This is a genomic window from Aeromicrobium sp. SORGH_AS_0981 (genome assembly GCF_031453195.1).
Classification (GTDB): Bacteria; Actinomycetota; Actinomycetes; order Propionibacteriales; family Nocardioidaceae; genus Aeromicrobium.
In genome coordinates this window covers 556981-572357 of sequence record NZ_JAVIZD010000001.1, presented here as the reverse complement: position 1 = coordinate 572357, position 15377 = coordinate 556981, and the positions used below count along the sequence as shown (strand labels likewise).

13 protein-coding genes are annotated in these 15377 nt (G+C 72.9%); 8 read left to right on the top strand and 5 right to left on the bottom strand.

The window, feature by feature from the left end; genetic code table 11:
- The first annotated feature begins 7 nt into the window (after positions 1–7).
- The 6 genes from QE370_RS03035 to QE370_RS03010 all read left to right on the top strand — a co-directional run bounded on the left by QE370_RS03035 (position 8) and on the right by QE370_RS03010 (position 7678).
- Positions 8–1471, top strand: a complete 1464-nt coding sequence (locus tag QE370_RS03035) for an aspartate aminotransferase family protein (protein WP_309633379.1) — start codon at positions 8–10, stop codon at positions 1469–1471.
- Positions 1468–2832 (top strand): SidA/IucD/PvdA family monooxygenase, encoded by a 1365-nt coding sequence (locus QE370_RS03030; protein ID WP_309633378.1) that lies wholly within the window; start codon positions 1468–1470, stop codon positions 2830–2832. Before QE370_RS03035 ends, QE370_RS03030 begins: the two co-directional genes overlap by 4 nt.
- Positions 2829–3443: a GNAT family N-acetyltransferase gene (locus tag QE370_RS03025; RefSeq protein ID WP_309633377.1), complete on the top strand. Its 615-nt coding sequence runs from the start codon at positions 2829–2831 to the stop codon at positions 3441–3443. Before QE370_RS03030 ends, QE370_RS03025 begins: the two co-directional genes overlap by 4 nt.
- Positions 3440–5269: an IucA/IucC family protein gene (locus QE370_RS03020; RefSeq protein WP_309633376.1), complete on the top strand. Its 1830-nt coding sequence runs from the start codon at positions 3440–3442 to the stop codon at positions 5267–5269. The genes QE370_RS03025 and QE370_RS03020 overlap by 4 nt, the downstream gene beginning before the upstream one ends.
- A 91-nt stretch (positions 5270–5360) precedes the next feature.
- On the top strand, positions 5361–7163 hold the full coding sequence (locus tag QE370_RS03015; RefSeq protein WP_309633375.1) for a penicillin acylase family protein: 1803 nt from the start codon (positions 5361–5363) through the stop codon (positions 7161–7163).
- Complete coding sequence (locus QE370_RS03010; protein ID WP_309633374.1) at positions 7160–7678, top strand: GNAT family N-acetyltransferase; 519 nt, start codon at positions 7160–7162, stop codon at positions 7676–7678. Before QE370_RS03015 ends, QE370_RS03010 begins: the two co-directional genes overlap by 4 nt.
- Before the next feature lie 104 nt (positions 7679–7782).
- On the opposite strand, the gene QE370_RS03005 is transcribed toward QE370_RS03010, so the two are convergent.
- The 4 genes from QE370_RS03005 to QE370_RS02990 all read right to left on the bottom strand — a co-directional run bounded on the left by QE370_RS03005 (position 7783) and on the right by QE370_RS02990 (position 12366).
- On the bottom strand, positions 7783–8388 hold the full coding sequence (locus tag QE370_RS03005; protein WP_309633373.1) for a hypothetical protein: 606 nt from the start codon (positions 8386–8388) through the stop codon (positions 7783–7785).
- A complete protein-coding gene (locus QE370_RS03000) occupies positions 8385–9344 on the bottom strand; it encodes an NADPH:quinone oxidoreductase family protein (RefSeq protein WP_253026228.1) in 960 nt (319 codons plus the stop codon). The genes QE370_RS03005 and QE370_RS03000 overlap by 4 nt, the downstream gene beginning before the upstream one ends.
- Before the next feature lie 174 nt (positions 9345–9518).
- Entirely contained in the window at positions 9519–10898 is a 1380-nt protein-coding gene (locus QE370_RS02995; protein ID WP_309633372.1) for a cytochrome P450, read from the bottom strand.
- Between the two features lies 1 nt (position 10899).
- A complete protein-coding gene (locus tag QE370_RS02990; RefSeq protein WP_309633371.1) occupies positions 10900–12366 on the bottom strand; it encodes an NAD(P)/FAD-dependent oxidoreductase in 1467 nt (488 codons plus the stop codon).
- A 67-nt stretch (positions 12367–12433) separates the two neighbouring features.
- Between QE370_RS02990 and QE370_RS02985 the strand changes: the two genes are divergently transcribed.
- A complete protein-coding gene (locus tag QE370_RS02985) occupies positions 12434–13048 on the top strand; it encodes a TetR/AcrR family transcriptional regulator (protein WP_253026231.1) in 615 nt (204 codons plus the stop codon).
- 299 nt (positions 13049–13347) lie between these two features.
- On the opposite strand, the gene QE370_RS02980 is transcribed toward QE370_RS02985, so the two are convergent.
- Complete coding sequence (locus QE370_RS02980; RefSeq protein ID WP_067860312.1) at positions 13348–13839, bottom strand: inorganic diphosphatase; 492 nt, start codon at positions 13837–13839, stop codon at positions 13348–13350.
- 98 nt (positions 13840–13937) lie between these two features.
- On the opposite strand from QE370_RS02980, the gene dacB reads away from it, so the two are divergent.
- Positions 13938–15341, top strand: coding sequence for a D-alanyl-D-alanine carboxypeptidase/D-alanyl-D-alanine-endopeptidase (dacB, locus tag QE370_RS02975; protein ID WP_309633370.1), 1404 nt, complete (start codon positions 13938–13940; stop codon positions 15339–15341).
- Positions 15342–15377 lie beyond the last annotated feature (36 nt).

The window sequence follows — 15377 nt, the reverse complement described above, 5'->3', positions numbered from 1 at the left end:
GAGCACGGTGGACAGCCACGTGTTCAGCCCGGCCAACGCCGAGCACTATGCCACGACCATGCGACGCGGGATCGACGTCCTGACCGACCACCTCGCCTCGGTCGAGCAGCCCTTCAGCGGACGCAGCGTCGCCGACGTCGCCCGCACCGTCGACGCCGTCGACCTCGACCAGCCGGTCGACGTCGAGAGCGCGCTCGCCGAGCTGCGCGACGTCTACCTCGACGACGCCGTCTGGTTCCACGACGCCGGGTACGCGGCGCACCTCAACTGCCCCGTCGTCGTGCCGGCCCTGCTCGCCGAGCTGTTCGTCTCGGCGGTCAACTCCTCGCTCGACACCTGGGACCAGAGCGCCGGCGGCACGCTCATCGAGCGCCGCCTCGTCGACTGGACCACCGGCCGCATCGGCTTCGAGGAGGGCGCCGACGGCGTGTTCACGTCCGGCGGCACGCAGTCGAACCTGCAGGCGCTGCTCATGGCGCGCGGCGAGACGTTCCTGCGCGGCCACGTCGACCCGGGCCTCGCCTACAACGAGAGCCTGTCGCGCTTCCGCGTGTTCTGCTCCCGCGACGCCCACTTCAGCGTCCAGAAGTCGGCCACGATCCTGGGCCTCGACGCCGCCGCGGTCGTGCCCGTCGACGTCGACGCACGGCACCGGATGGACCCCGTCGCCCTCGAGCGTGCGCTGCACGACTGCCTCGCGCACGGGCTCGTGCCGATGGCCGTCGTCGCGACCGCCGGCACCACGGACCTCGGCGCGATCGACCCGCTCGGGCCGGTGGCCGACCTCTGCGCCGAGCACGGCGTGTGGATGCACGTCGACGCCGCCTACGGGGGCGGCCTGCTCGCGTCGCGACGTCGCCGCCACCGGCTCGACGGCATCGAGTGCGCCGACTCCGTCACCGTCGACTTCCACAAGACCTTCTTCCAGCCGGTCAGCGCGAGCGCGGTGCTCGTGCGCGACGCCGGGGCGCTGCGGCACGTGACCTACCACGCCGAGTACCTCAACCCCCGCACGGCGAACCTGCCCAACCAGGTCGACAAGAGCATGCAGACGACCCGTCGCTTCGACGCCCTCAAGCTCTGGATGACGCTGCGCACCATGGGCGCCGACGCCGTCGGCGACGGCTTCGACAGCGTCATCGACCTCGCGCACGCGGCCGCCGACTGGGTCCGTGAGCAGGACGACCTCCTGCTGCGCGCCGAGCCCGAGCTGAGCACCGTCGTGCTGCGCTACCAGCCCGACGGTGTCGACGACGACCACGCCGACGAGCTCAACCCGCGGATCCGTCAGGCCCTCTGGCGCGACGGGCGGTCGATCGTGGCGGGCACCAAGGTCGAGGGCCGGTCCTGGCTCAAGCTCACGCTGCTCAACCCGGCGACGACGCTCGACGACGTCGTGCGGGTCCTCGAGCGCGTGCGGGCCGCCGGCGACGACCTGCTCGAGCACGACCGCCAGGGGGTGGCCTCGTGACGGCGCTCGGCCGCAGCGCGGCGGGGGACGTGCTGGACTTCGTCGCCGTCGGTGCCGGACCGTTCAACCTCGGCCTGGCCGCGCTCGCCGAGCCCGCGGGCCTGCAGGGCGTGGTGCTCGAGTCGCGCGAGGAGACCACCTGGCACGGCGGCATGATGCTGCCCGAGGCGACCCTCCAGGTGCCGTTCATGGCCGACCTCGTCACCATGGCCGACCCGACCTCGCCGTACTCGTTCCTGGCCTTCCTCAAGGAGACCGGCCGGCTCTACCCGTTCTACATCCGCGAGAGCTTCTACCCCCTGCGTCGCGAGTACGACCGCTACCTGCGCTGGGCGGCCGACCGGCTCCCGGTGCGGCTCGGGCACCACGTGCAGTCGGTGCGCCGCGACGGCGACCTCTTCGCCGTCACCGCCCTCACCGCCGACGGCCCGACGACGCTGCTGGCCCGGCACGTCGTGCTGGGCGTGGGCACGACGCCGCACGTGCCCGACGCGGCGCGCGCGGCCTGCGACGCCGACGGAGGTCTCGCGATCCACTCCGCCGAGTACCTCCAGCGCAAGGAGCAGCTGCAGGCGAGCGGGTCGATCACCGTCGTCGGCAGTGGCCAGAGCGCCGCCGAGGTCTACCGCGACCTGCTGGACGACGCGCGGGACCGCGACTACCGGCTGACGTGGGTGACGCGGTCGCCGCGGTTCTTCCCGATGGAGTACACGAAGCTCACGCTGGAGATGACGTCGCCGGAGTACACCGCGTACTTCCAGTCGTTGCCCACCGCCACCCGCGACCGGCTCGTCGTCGAGCACAAGCCGCTCTACAAGGGGATCAGCGGCGACCTCGTGGACGACATCTACGACACGCTCTACCGCCTGGGCCTCGACGGTCCGGTGCCCACCGACCTGCTGGCCGGCACGACCCTGACGGCCTCCCGCTGGGACGAGGGTGCGGGGCGCTTCGCGCTGGAGCTGCGCCACGACGAGACGGACCAGGCGTTCACCCTCGACACCGCGTCGCTCGTGCTCGCCACGGGCTACCGGGCCCAGCTTCCCGACCTCGTCGAGCCCTTGCGCGAGGGGCTGCACTGGGACGAGCGGGGCCGCTACGCCGTCGCGGCCGACTACACGATCGACGCCGAGCACCGCGTGTTCGTGCAGAACGCCGAGGAGCACACCCACGGCTTCGTCGCCCCCGACCTCGGCATGGGTGCGTTCCGGTCGTCGATCATCGTCAACGCCATGGCGGGACGGGAGGTGTACGCCGTCGAGGAGCGGATCGCCTTCCAGACGTTCGGCGCGCCGAGGCCCGACCGGGACGGGGGAGCCCGCGCCGACGGTGCCCGCAGCCTGACGGGGGTGGACCGATGAGGATCGAGCTCGCGCCGCTGGACGTCGAGCGCGACGTCGACCTGCTGCACGCCTGGGTCACGCACCCGCGGTCGCGGTTCTGGATGATGCAGGGCGCGAGCGTCGACGACGTGCGCCGCGAGTACGCCGACATCGTCGCCAGCCCGCACCACGACGCGTGGCTGGGTCGGGTCGGCGACGGCCCGGGGGCGGCGGACGACGGCCCCGGCGGGGGTGCCGGGCCGTGGGCGGCGAACAATGCAGCGTTCCTGGCGGAGACCTACGACCCCGCCCACTCCGCGCTGAGCGCGGTGCTGGACGTGCGACCCGGCGACCTCGGGATGCACGTGCTGGTGGCGCCCACGGACACGCCGGTGCACGGCTTCACGACCGAGGTCTTCGCCGCGGTCATGCGGCACTGCTTCGCCCTGCTCGGTCACGGCGACGAGCCGACCGCGCGGGTCGTGGTCGAGCCCGACGCCGCCAACACGGCCATCCACGCGCTGAACGCGCGGGCCGGGTTCGTCGTCGAGGGGGAGGTGCAGCTGCCCGACAAGCGGGCGCTGCTGAGCACCTGCACGCGCGAGCAGTGGGAGCGCAGCGAGCTCGGTGCGGCGGTGGTGGCCCGATGAGCACCGTCGTCGACCTGCACGCGACGTCGCAGCAGGCGTTCGACGCAGCCGACCACCTGGAGCCGGCGACGCTGGAGCGCGCGCAGCGTCGGCTCGCGGCCAAGGCCCTCGGCGAGCTGACGCACGAGCGTCTGCTGTCGCCCACGCCCGTCCCCGACGCCGCCGGCTGGTGGGAGGTGCGGACGGTCGCGTCCGTCTGGCGCTTCCACGCGCACGTGCACGAGCCGGAGCACTGGTCGGTCGACCCGGCGTCGCTGCTGCGCGCCGACGTCGAGCAGGACGTGACGCGTCCTGTCGACGTGCTCGAGCTGGTGGCCGAGCTGCACGACGAGCTCGGCATCCCCGAGCACCTGGTCGCCGTGTACCTGGAGGAGCTCAGCGCGACCCTCGCCGCGGCGTGCTGGTCCGACGTGCACCACGACCACAGCGTCGAGGACCTCCTCGACGCCGACCTGGCCACGACCGAGGCGGCCATGCACGAGGGCCACCCGGCGTTCATCGCCACGAACGGCCGCATCGGCTACGGACTCGACGACTACCGCGCCTACGCACCGGAGACCGGCAGCGAGGTGCACCTCGTGTGGCTCGCCGTCCGCCGCGAGCACACGGTGCTGGCCGTCGGCGACGGGCTCGACGAGGAGACCCTCTACGCCGGCGAGCTCGACGCGGACGAGCGCGCGGGGTTCGAGCTGCGGCTGCGGTCGCTGGGGCTCGAGCCCCGCGACTACCTGCTCGTGCCGGCCCACCCGTGGCAGTGGACCAACAAGCTGGCCATCACGTTCGCCGCCGACGTGGCACGCCGTGACGTCGTGCCGCTCGGCCCGGGGCGCGACGCCTACCGGGCGCAGCAGTCGGTGCGCACGTTCCTCAACGTCTCCGACCCGTCGCGGTTCTACGTCAAGACGGCGCTGTCGGTGCAGAACATGGGCTTCATGCGGGGGCTGTCGCCGCACTACATGCGCGGCACGCCGGCCATCAACGACTGGGTGCACCGGCTCGTCGCCGACGACGCCGAGCTGCGTCGCTGCGGCTTCGAGGTGCTGCGCGAGCGCGCCGCCGTGGGCTACACCGGCGGCGTCTACCAGCAGGTCGCCGGCGTGCGGCGGGGTCCGTACCAGAAGATGTTCGCCGCCCTGTGGCGTGAGACGCCCACCCTCGCGGCGGGCGAGCGCGCCGCGACGATGGCGTCGCTGCTGCACCGCGACCGCGACGGTCGCAGCCTGGTCGCGGCGACAGTGCGCGCGTCGGGTCTCGACCCGGCCGACTGGGTGCGGCGCTACCTCGACGTCTACCTGCGTCCGGTCGCGCACTGCCTGTGGGCGCACGACCTCGCCTTCATGCCGCACGGGGAGAACCTGATCCTGGTGCTGCGCGACCACGTGCCCGTGCGCGCCTACATGAAGGACGTCGGCGAGGAGGTCGCGCTGCTCGTCGGCGACGGCCCCGAGGCGCACCCCGAGCACGAGCTCCCCGAGGCGGTGCGCCGCATCCGGGCCACGGTGCCGGAAGGTCAGCAGTCGCTGGCGGTGCTCACCGACGTGCTCGACGGGTTCCTGCGGTTCCTCGCGGCGATCCTCGCCGACGACGGGGTGCTCCCGGGCTCCGACTTCTGGGCGGTGGCCGCGGAGTGCCTGCGCGACCTGCAGGCCGACCACCCGGAGCTGGCCGACCAGCACGCGCGGTACGACCTGCTCGCGCCGGACTTCGAGCACTCCTGCCTGAACCGGCTGCAGCTGCGCAACACGCTGGAGATGGTCGACCTCGCCGACCAGGCCACGTCGCTGCAGCTGGTCGGCCGGCTCACCAACCCCCTGCACGGCCGATGACGGCTGTCCCGCACCCGGGTGGGCTCCCGGCGCATCTCTCGGGCGGGACACGCCGGGGGCCCTCCCGGGCGCGGGACGTGAGGGGGCGGCCATGAGCGTGCTCACCGTGCGCGCCGCCTCGCTCGAGGCGCTCGCCTTCGAGCAGGGTCGCAGGACCGTCGAGGTCGCCGAGGACCGTCTGCTGGAGGACCTCGCCCACGTCCAGGCCGTCACGGGCACCGTCTGGGACGAGTTCTGGAGCCGTTCGCTGCTCGTGCGCACCGCGCGCCGCGCTCACGAGCGGCTCGACGACGAGACCCGCGGCTTCGTCGACGCCTACGCGGCAGGGGTGCGGGCCGCCGGGATCGAGGACTGGCAGGACTGGACCTCGCTCGGCGTCTTCGCCGTCCACCACGCGCTCTTCGGATCCCTCGGTCACCACCTGTGGCGGCGCCACGCCGCGCGCACGCTCGGCCCGGACGCGGCGCGCGCGCTCGCGCAGGAGGTGCCGGCCCTCTCGGGCAGCAACGCCTGGGTCGTGGGAGGCCGCAGGTCGGCCGACGGCGCGCCGCTGATCGGCGCCGACCCGCACCGCGTCGTCACCGTGCCCAGCGTCTACCAGCGGGTCCACCTCGTGGCCGGCGACGCCGACGTCGACGTCGTCGGGCTGACGTTCCCGGGCGTGCCGGGGGTGCAGCACTTCGGGCACACCGGCACGGTCGCGTGGGCCATCACCAACGCGATGGCCGACACCCAGCGGCTCGTCGACGTCGAGGCCGACACGCCGCGCGACGTCGTCGAGGGCGTGTCGGTGACGGCCGACGGCCCGGTCGTCCTCGAGCGTCCGGACGGCTCCGGCGTGGCGGTGCGCAGCGTGCCGTGGCTGCTGGACGACCTCGGGTTCGCCGCGCTGCTGCCGCTGCTGCGGGCCCGCACCACCGCCGACGTCGACGCCGCCCTCGACCACTGGGTCGAGCCCGTCAACGACGTGCTCGTGGCCGACGTCGACGGTGCCGTGCTGCACCGGGTGGCCGGACGCGTGCCGTGGCGCGAGACGTCGGGCGAGTGGTCGGGGTGGGTGGTGCCGCACCGCCGACGGGTGGGGCCGTCCGAGCACGCCGTGGTCGCCAACCACCGGCAGGGTGGGCACAGCGCGGCGCTGGCGGACGAGCTCGCGCCGCCGCACCGCGGTCGTCGGCTGCACCAGCTGCTGGCGTCGTCGCCGACGCTCGACGCCGAGACCGGCGCGGCGCTGCACGCCGACACGCTGCTGCTGCCGGCCGCGCACTGGCAGCGCAGGCTGGGGGAGCTGGCGATGTCGTCGGAGCCGGCCGAGGTCCGCCAGGTGCGCGACCGGCTGCTCGCCTGGGACGGCCACATGGACGCCGCGTCGACGGATGCGGCCCTGTTCGCGCTGGTGCGGTCCGCCGTCGTCCGGCGTCTGGTCGCGCACCCAGCGCTCGCCCCGTTGCACGAGCCGTCCGACGACCCGTGGACGGGCCCCGAGGAGCTGTTCGCGCCCTGGGTGCGCCCCGAGCCGCGCGTGGCGCTCGCGCTCGACCGCTGGCTCGAGGACCCGACGGCGGCGTCACCGCTGCTCACGTCGTTCGACCTCGACTGCACGCTGCTCGCCGCGCTGCGCGAGGTCGCGCCGTCGGTGGGCGACGTGGGGCCCTGGGGCGACGTGCACACCTTCACGACCCCCGACGGCGAGGTGCTGCGGCTCGGCGGCGACGACGGCTGCGTGCTGTCGACGTCGTCGCTGCCCGGCCTGGACGACCGGGTGTGGCGCGGCCCGGTCGCGCGACTGGTGTGGAGCCTCGGGGACCGCTCGCGCAGCCGCTGGACCGTGCCCGACGAGACGGACGTGTGGGCGGCGGGCTCGACCTCGCCCCTGGAGGAGGACCTGGCATGACGTTCACGCACCGCCCGCTCGACCCGGTGGCCGACCTCGACCTGGTCCACGGCTGGGTGACGCAGGAGCGCGCCGAGTTCTGGGGGATGACCGACCACACGCGCGAGGAGGTCGGGGAGGTGTACGCCTACCTCGACTCCCTGTCGACGCACCACGCGTACCTCGTCCACGAGGTGGCCGCGGCGCCTCACGATGCGGTGCCGGTCGCGATCTTCCAGACCTACGAGCCGCAGCACGACCCGGTGGGGGAGGCGTACGCGGTGCAGGAGGGCGACCTCGGCGTGCACCTCTTCGTCGGCCCCGGTGAGCCGCGGTCGGGGTTCACGGGCTCGCTGGTCGCCTACGTGCGGCGCGTCCTGCTGGCCGACCCCGCCGTCCGTCGGCTCGTGGTCGAGCCCGACGTCCGCAACGAACGCTCCGTGTCGCGCTTCCTGCGCGAGGGCTTCGAGCGCGGCCCCGTCGTCGACCTGGGCCACAAGACCGCCCAGCTCGCCTTCCTCCCCCGCCCCTCCTGACCCCCGCCTCGAGGCACGTTTGCGTGGGGCCCCACCTAAACGTGCGTCGGGGACGTGTTTTTGCGTTGGGGGGAGCGTGTTTGCGTGGGGTCCCACGCAAACGGTCAGGCGGTGACGGGGTGGCCGGTGGCCGCGTCGTACAGCTCGACGTCGGTGAGGGGGACGGTGCGGCGGGAGACGCCGACCTTGGTCCACGTGAACCCCTCGGGCGGGTCCTCGCCGACGGCGGTCACCGCGACGAGGTGCACACCGTCGACGCCCTCCTCGAACGCGGCGACGTAGTCTGCGGCACCCCCGCCGGGCGGGAGGTACCGGGCGCGGAGGCCGACGTGGGGCGCCGGGCGCACCGGGCCGCGACCGTTGCGCCAGCCGTAGGCAGGGGTGTCGTAGAAGGAGATGACGCGACGCCGACCGTCGGCCTCGAGCCGCCAGAGCTCCGCGCCGGACGGTGCCCGCGTCTCGCGCAGCACGCCGTCGACGACCTCGACGCCCGGGAGCTCAGGGAGCACGAGAAAGTCGACAAAGCGACCCGCCGACGGGGCAGGGTCCGGATGCCCGAACGCCGCGCGCGCCGCGTCGGCGTCCGCGTAGGTCGCCTGCTCGAGCGGCACGACCGGACCGCCGACGACGTCGAGCCCCTCGAGCACGACGCCCGTGGTCTGCGCCGGGGTGAGCAGCGCGAACCAGTGCCGCCGCACGGTGGGGGTCACGGGACGAGCAGGACCTTGCCGGTCGCGCGACGCTCGTCGATCTCGGCGAGCGCCTGCGCGGCGTCGTCAAGGCCGAACGTGGCGCCGATCGGCGGCGTCAGCGCACCTGAGGCGAGGTGCGGGGCGATCGCGGCCCACTCCTGCGCCACGTGCCCAGGGCGGGCGAGCGCGTAGGCACCCCAGCCGACGCCGACGACGCTCAGGTTGTTGAGCAGCAGCCGGTTCACCTTGACCTCGGGGATGTCGCCCGCGGTGAAGCCGACGACCAGCAGGCGGCCGTCCTCGCGCAGGCTGCGCAGCGAGTCGGTGAACCGGTCGCCGCCGACGGGGTCGACGACGAGGTCGACCTTGCCCGACGCCTTGACCGCGTCGAGGAAGCCGTCGGCGAGCACGAACTCGTCGGCGCCCGCGTCGATCGCGACGGCACCCTTCTCGGCGGTCGACGTGACGGCGACGACGTGACCCGCACCGAAGGCCTTGGCGACCTGGATCGACGCGGTGCCGACGCCGCCGGCCGCGCCGTGGACGAGCACCCGCTCGCCCTCCGCGAGCCGGCCGCGCTCGACGAGCGCGAAGTAGGCGGTGAGGTAGTTCAGCGGCACCGAGGCGCCTTGCTCGAAGGAGACGGAGTCCGGCAGCGGGAACGTCATGTCGGGCTGGGTGACGGCGTACTCGGCGAACCCGCCGAGCATGCAGAACCCGGCGACGCGGTCGCCCGGCGCGAAGCCCGAGCCCTCCGGCGCCGACACGACCTCGCCCGCGACCTCCGAGCCGGGGACGAACGGCAGCTCCGGCTTGAGCTGGTACAGCCCGCGGGTCTGCAGCACCTCCGGGAAGGAGACGCCGGCGGCCCGGACCCGCACGAGCACCTGGCCCTCCGCGGGCGTCGGGTCGGGGAGCTCGGTGACCTCGACGGCCGAGGGCCCGTCGAGCGTCGTGATCTGCACGGCACGCATGGCCCGACCCTAGGGCCGCCGACGGGTCCTAAGCAAGCGCTTAGTGACGACGAGGGCGCGACCCTGCCCGCGTCGGGCACCCACCATGGACGTCCTCCGCTCACCCTGGGAAGCATCCGCAGGTGAGTGCGCGAGAACCGTGGTGGGCTGCTGATTCCCAGGTCGTCCTGGGAATCAGCGGGCGCGCAGGATCACCGGGGCCTTGTCGTCGGGGACGTTGGTGATGTTGCGCAGCCGCGGGCCGGTGGGCTGCTCGGTGTGCACCGCGAAGCGCTGCAGGACCTCACGGAGGACGACCGTGCCCTCCATCAGCGAGAACGCCGCGCCGATGCAGCGCCGCACGCCCCCGCCGAAGGGGATCCACGTGCCCGCCGACACCTCGCCGCCGAGGAACCGGTCGGGCCGGAACAGGTGCGCGTCGGCGAACGACGACTCCCGGCTGTGCGACAGCATGATCGACGGTGCGACCGTGGTGCCCCGCGGCAGACGACGCCCCGCGACCACCTGGTCGCTCTGCAGGCTGCGCGCGACGAAGTCGATGATCGGGTGCAGCCGCATGGCCTCCTTGAGGCACGCCTCCAGGAATGCCTCGCCGGTCACCTCTGCCGCCCCCGGCCCGGCACCCCCGCCGGTCCCGTCGGCGGCACGAAGGGCCCGCTCCAGCAGCGCCGGGTCCTTGCCCAGCTCGTGCAACGTCCACGACAGCGCCGACGCCGTCGTCTCGTGACCCGCGAGCAGCAGCGTGACCAGCTGGTCGCGCAGCTCCTGGTCCGACAACGGCTCCTCGCCGTCGCCGCCCCCCGCGCGCAGCAGCCGCGACAGCACGTCGTCGCGACCCTCCAGCCCGTCGCGCGCGTGCTCGGCCCGACGGTCGGCGATCTCCGCGTACAGCAGCGCGTCGACCTCGCGCAGGTTCGTGAAGAACCCGCGCCACGGCGGCACCTTCCGCAGCCGCGGGAAGATCCACGACAGCAGGATGCCGGCGTCGATGTCGACGATGCGCGTGACCTTCGGGCGCAGCACCGCCAGCCGCTCCTCGTCGGTGACGCCGAAGACCACCTGCAGGATGACCTCGAGCGTCAGCGCGTTCATCGCGTCGAGCGTCACGAGCCGCTGGCCGTCGTGCCAGCCCTGGACGGCCTCCTTCGCCAGGCCCTCCACGAGCGGCCGGTAGCTGCGCATCGCCGGACCCGTGAACGCCGGCATCAGCAGCTTGCGTCCGCGCTGGTGCTCCGCGTCGTCCGTGAGCAGCAGCGAGTGGTCGCCCATGACCGGACGCAGGATCGCGTTGCCCTCGCCCGCGTGGAACTGCGACGGGTCGGCCGCGAAGATCTCCTTCACGTCGGCCGGGTCGGCGTGGACGACGATCGTCCGCGGCCCCGGCAGGATCTGCACGGAGAACGTGTCCCCGTACCGGGCGTGCGCGTCGCGGATGAGCGGACCCCGCTTCCGCATGAAGCGCATGGTCATGAGCAGCGGGTTCCCCCGCGGGCCCGGCGGCACGTCGTAGCCGTGCTCGTCGCCGACGCCGCCGACCTGGCCCGGGCCCGTCACGTCAGGCCGCCTTCTCCCACGCGAAGTCCTGCGCCTCGACCTTGCGCGTCGCCCACCAGTAGCGGAACGTGAAGCCGGGCCAGATCGTGCGGTTCTTGCCCTGGCTGTCGAGGTACCAGCTCGTGCAGCCACCCTGGCTCCACACGCCCTTGCTGACCTTCTCCTGCAGCGCGTCGTTGAACTCGCGCTGCGCCTGCGACGTCGGCTCGACGGCCTGCGCACCACGCTCGTCCATCTCGTCGAGCATCGCGATGATCCACTTCGTCTGCTGCTCGATCATGAACACGACGGAGTTGTGCCCCAGTGCCGTGTTCGGGCCCAGCAGGAAGAAGAAGTTCGGGAAGTCGGCGACCGAGATGCCCAGGTAGGTCTCGATGCCCTTCTCCTTGAACGTCTTCGACAGGTCGCGGCCACCCTTGCCGGTCACGTGCACCCACTCGAACGCGTCGGTCACGTGGAAGCCGGTGCCGTAGATGATGACGTCGGCCTCGCGGAACGTGCCGTCCTTGGCCCGGATGCCGTCGGCCGTGATCTCCTCGATCCCGTCGGTGACGAGCTCGACGTTGTCGCGGTTGTACACCGGGACGTAGTTGTCGGTCTTGAGGATGCGCTTGCAGCCGAGGCGGTAGTCGGGGATCAGCTTCTCCGCGACCTCGGGGTCCTTCACGGTGCGGCGGATGTAGTCGGAGACCTTGTTCTCCATCACCTTCGAGACGTTCTGCAGCGGACCGGTGAAGGCCAGCTGCTGCGCCTCGTTCAGCCAGTACATGGCGTTGCGGTAGGCGCGGGTGCCGCCGGGCAGCCGCTTGATGAACGCGCTCTTGCGGCCCTCGATGTCGTGGTTGTGCTTCGGCACGACCCACGGCGCGGTGCGCTGGTAGACGTCGAGCTGCGCGACGTCGCCGACGATCTGCGGGATGAACTGGATGGCGCTCGCGCCGGTGCCGACCACGGCGACCTTCTTGCCGGTGAGGTCGACGTCGTGCCGCCACTGCGCGGAGTGGAAGCGCGGGCCGCTGAAGCTCTCGGCCCCGGGCAGGTCGGGGATGTTCGGGATGTGCAGGCCGCCGATGCCGGACACGACGACGCGGGCGTCGTAGGTCTCCTTGCTCGTGCTGACCGTCCACCGCAGCCGGTCCTCGTCCCACACGGCGCCGGTGACCTCGGTGCCGAAGTGGATGACGTCGTAGAGGTCGTGCTTGCGCGCCACCGAGCGCATGTACTCCCAGATCTCCTGCTGGCCGGAGTACTCGCGGCTCCAGTCCTTGTTCAGCTCGTAGGAGAAGGAGTACATGTGGGACTGGATGTCGCACTCGGCGCCGGGGTAGGTGTTGTCGCGCCAGGTGCCGCCGACGTCGTCGGCCTTCTCGATGACGACGAAGTCGGTGCGGCCCGCCTCGCGCAGCTTCATCGCCATGCCCATGCCGCTGAAACCGGTACCGATGACCAGGGTGTCGGTGGTGATCATGTTTCGGATACTATCGGTATCCGAGTTCCGTGACCAGTGTCGCGGACCACGTCACAGGGAGGCAGCGGTGAGCGTCGACAGCGAGCGCAGCACCACGCGCGCGGAACGCCAGGCCCAGACCCGTGAACGACTCGTCGAGGTCGCGCGGGAGCTCTTCCTCGCCGACGGCTACGCCGGCACCTCGCTCGACAAGGTCGCCGTCGCGGCCGGCTTCTCCAAGGGCGCCGTGTACTCCAACTTCTCCGGCAAGGAGGAGCTCTGCATGGCCGTGCTCGACACCATCCACGAGGAGCAGATCGAGGGCGTCGTCGCCGCGTTCACGGCCGACACCGACCTCGACGGACGGATCGACGCCTTCGCCGCCTGGGTGCGCGAGAAGCTCGGCAAGCCGCGCTGGACGGCGCTCGAGGTCGAGTTCGCGGCCGTCGCGCGCCAGAGCCCCTGGGTCGCCGGCGAGCTCGTCAAGCGCCACCGGATGCTCGTCGCGTCGAGCGCCGACCTGATCGACCGCGTCGTCGCCGACGCCGGCCTGCGGCTCGACATCAGTGCGCACAAGGCCGCCGTCGCGCTCCTCAGCCTCGGCATCGGCCTGGGCGCCATGCGCTCGCTCGACGCCGAGCTCGACGTCGACGTCTTCGCCGAGACCATGCGCGCGCTGCTGCGCAGCTCGACGTCGGCCTGAGGTCAGGCTGGGTCTGGACGCGCGCCCGGCTTCCGTTGGTCGAGTCGTCAGGACGGCGAGCGCCAGCGAGCTCGTCCTGGCGTATCGAGACCACCCGGCAACGGCTCAGCGTGGCTGCCTCGGCCTGCTCGGGACTGAATTCTCACCGGGTCTCGATCTCCACCGCGGCTACGCCCCTCGTGCGGCGGCTCCAGAGAGACGCCTTCGGCGTGCACCACTCGTCCGTCGCGGCTACGCCCCTGCTGCGACGGCTCCACATCCCGAACCGCTCGGGCGCTGAGCGCCCTCGGGTTCGGTGATCAGTAGCCCCCGTTGTCCTTGAAGCGCTGGAAGCTGCGCTCGATCTCGGCCTCGGCCTCGACGCGGCCGGTCCAGTTGGAGCCCTCGACGGACTTGCCGGGCTCGAGGTCCTTGTAGACCGTGAAGAAGTGCTGGATCTCCAGGCGGTCGAACTCGGCCACGTGGTGGATGTCGCGCAGGTGCTCCTGGCGCGGGTCGGTCGCGGGGACGCACAGGACCTTGTCGTCGCCACCGGCCTCGTCGGTCATGCGGAACATGCCGATCGCGCGGCACGTGATCACGCAGCCGGGGAAGGTGGGCGACGGCAGCAGCACGAGCGCGTCGAGCGGGTCGCCGTCGAGGCCCAGGGTGTCGTCGATGAAGCCGTAGTCGGCCGGGTACTGCGTGGCGGTGAAGAGCGTGCGGTCGAGGCGGATCCGGTGGTCCTTGTGGTCGACCTCGTACTTGTTGCGCTCCCCCTTGGGGATTTCCACGGTCACATCGAAGATCACGGGCCGGGCCTCTCGTGGGTTGCTGATCGTCCGAGCGAGGTGTCGCCGGGGCCGGACGGACCACCGGGCCTGCGCTCTGGGTGCATAGTCTGGCCCATGTGACGCGACGTGACCGAGGCAGGGTCGGGCTGCCGTGGCTGCTGGGCACCCTGGTGCTCGTGGGCGCGCTCGTCGCCGCGGTCGCGTTCGGCTGGACCACCGGACGCCTCAACCCGCTCGTCTGCGGCGGCGCCTGCGGGCCCGAGGCGGTCGCCACCCCGGCCGGGCTCACCCTCGACACGGTGCCCGAGCGCACCGCCCCCGACCCCGTCGTCACCCGACGTCCCGACCCCGACGCGGTCCGCGCCGCCGTCGGGGGCCTGCTCGACGACCCCGACCTCGGCGGGCGCAGCGGCGTCAGCGTCTCGGCGCTCGACGGCACGTCGCTGCTCGACCGCGAGGCGTCGGCGACGTTCGTGCCCGCGTCGACGACGAAGCTGCTGACGGCGTACGCCGCGCTGTCCAGGCTCGACCCGACCGCGCGGTTCTCGACGTCGACCGTGCTGGACGGCGAGCGGGTGGTGCTGGTCGGCGGGGGCGACCCGTACCTCGCCTCGACCCGGCCCAGCCGACCCACGCGCGTCGACCGCGCCGACCTGCGCACCCTCGCGGGGCGCACCGCCGAGGCTCTGCGGGCCGAGGGCCGCACGAGCGTGCGGATCGGCTACGACGCCGGCCTGTTCACGGGGCCCGCCGTCAACCCGACGTGGGAGTCCTCCTACGTCGCCGACCAGGTGGTCACGCCCGTCAGCGCCCTGTGGGCCGACCAGGGGGAGCGCGACGGCGTCCGCAGCACCACGCCCGCGCAGGACGCCACGGAGCGCTTCGTCGGCTACCTGCGCGACGCCGGCATCCGCGTGCGCGGCGACGCGACCCGCGCCGACCCCGGCGCGAGCGCCCAGCCCCTGGCCGTCGTGCGCAGCGCCACGGTCGCGCAGGTCGTCGACGCGATGCTCGTGCGCAGCGACAACGAGGCAGCCGAGGTGCTGCTGCGGCACGTGGGCATCGCCGCCGGCGGCGCGGGCAGCGTGGCTGACGGGACCCGCGCCGTCGTGGCCACGCTGCGCGAGAACGACGTCCCGGTCCCGGGTCTGCGGCTGCGCGACGGCAGCGGGCTGTCACGCGCCAACCGGATCGCGCCGGTGACCCTGGCGGGCGTGCTGCGCGCGGCGTCGGCGCGGGCGGCCACCGCGCCGCTGCTCGCCGACCTCCCGGTCGGCGGGTTCACCGGCACGCTCGCGAACCGGTTCGGGACCGACTCCGCCGGTCGCGGCCTGGTCCGGGCGAAGACCGGCACGCTGACCGGCGTGCACTCCCTCGCCGGCTACGTCACCGACCGCGACGGCACGCCCCTCGTCTTCGCCGTCATGACCGACGACACCGAGGACGTGAACCCCTTCGTCACGCAGGCCGCGGTCGACGACGTCGCGGCCGCGCTCGCCGGCTGCTCCTGCGGCCGCTGAAGAACAGGCCTGTAGTTCACGCGTTCTCGTGGCAGG

Bases quoted from the DNA above. Each gene is read 5' to 3' on its own strand.
- QE370_RS03020 (WP_309633376.1), top strand. From the start codon at position 3,440: ATGAGCACCGTCGTCGACCTGCACGCGACGTCGCAGCAGGCGTTCGAC.
- QE370_RS03015 (WP_309633375.1), top strand. From the start codon at position 5,361: ATGAGCGTGCTCACCGTGCGCGCCGCCTCGCTCGAGGCGCTCGCCTTC.
- QE370_RS03010 (WP_309633374.1), top strand. From the start codon at position 7,160: ATGACGTTCACGCACCGCCCGCTCGACCCGGTGGCCGACCTCGACCTG.
- QE370_RS03000 (WP_253026228.1), bottom strand. From the start codon at position 9,344: ATGCGTGCCGTGCAGATCACGACGCTCGACGGGCCCTCGGCCGTCGAG.
- QE370_RS02990 (WP_309633371.1), bottom strand. From the start codon at position 12,366: ATGATCACCACCGACACCCTGGTCATCGGTACCGGTTTCAGCGGCATG.
- QE370_RS03025 (WP_309633377.1), top strand. From the start codon at position 2,829: ATGAGGATCGAGCTCGCGCCGCTGGACGTCGAGCGCGACGTCGACCTG.